General features: G+C 52.0%; 1 protein-coding gene. It reads right to left on the bottom strand.

Going from position 1 to position 1,007, the window contains the following annotated elements; translation table 11 throughout:
* On the bottom strand, positions 1–1,007 hold a 1,007-nt coding region (locus KQI26_RS15110), incomplete at both ends, for a VirB4-like conjugal transfer ATPase, CD1110 family (RefSeq protein ID WP_216505056.1).

Below are 1,007 nucleotides of genomic sequence, written 5' to 3'. Positions count from 1 at the left end.
TTGGAGATCCTCAGCAGCTTGGACAGTTCCTGCTGATCGGAAGCCGACTGGGTAAACAACAGCAGAAACTCACTGTTGGCAAACATCATTCGGGCTGTGTTGGAATTGAGACATTCCTCCACATTCTGGGTGATGCCTGTCATCATGGCGGCGTATTTACGGAATCGCTTCCATGCCTTGTACAAAAACTCGCCGCTGTAATTGGTCACATTCCCTTCTCCCAAGGAATTGAAGAACAAGTAGATCTCATCGATGTACACATGAGTGTGCTTCCCTTTCTTTCGGTTAGCAATGACCCGGTTGAGAATGGAATCCAGCATGACCAGCAGGCCCACCGGCTTGAGACTTTCCCCCAGCTCCTGGATATCATAGCAAATGATCCGGTTCTGCGTGTCCACATTGGTCTGATGGGCAAAGACATTCAGGCTGCCTTTTGCAAACAGTTCCAAAGCCAGCGCCAGCCGGTGTGCTTCCGGCTCCGGCTGCTTGAGCAGATCGTAATACAGATCCAGCAGCGTAGGCGCATTTCCTTCGTATGTTTTCAGATAATCCTCATAGATGTGCTCCAGGCACCGGTCAATGATGCTCTTGTCCCCTGGTTCAATCGGCCCATGCTGCAGCTGCTGGCAAAGAGACATGACAAATTCACTTTTGAGCACCAGCGGATTGCTGCCTTCGCCATATTCTGCGGAAATATCCAATGCATTGATATGATTGGAGGTGTTTGCAGAAATGGCTATGACCTCACCGCCCAGGGCGTGGATCAGGGAGCCATACTCCCGTTCCGGATCGACCACGATGATATCGTGGTCAGTGCCCAGGGCAATGGAGGTGATCTCCTGCTTGGCTGCAAAGCTCTTGCCGGAGCCGGAAACGCCCAGGATGAAGCCGTTTCCATTGAGCAGCTCTTCCCGATTGCAAAGGATCAGATTATGAGACACGGCATTGACACCGTAGTAGACTCCGCCTTTGTGCCGGATCTCCTGGCTGCGGAAAGGCGTCATCAC

Origin of the sequence: Intestinimonas sp. MSJ-38 (assembly GCF_018917925.1) — a bacterium.
Classification (GTDB): domain Bacteria; phylum Bacillota; class Clostridia; order Oscillospirales; family Butyricicoccaceae; genus Pseudobutyricicoccus.
Note: the sequence above shows the minus strand (reverse complement) of the source record. Positions and strands in the feature narration are given on the sequence as shown.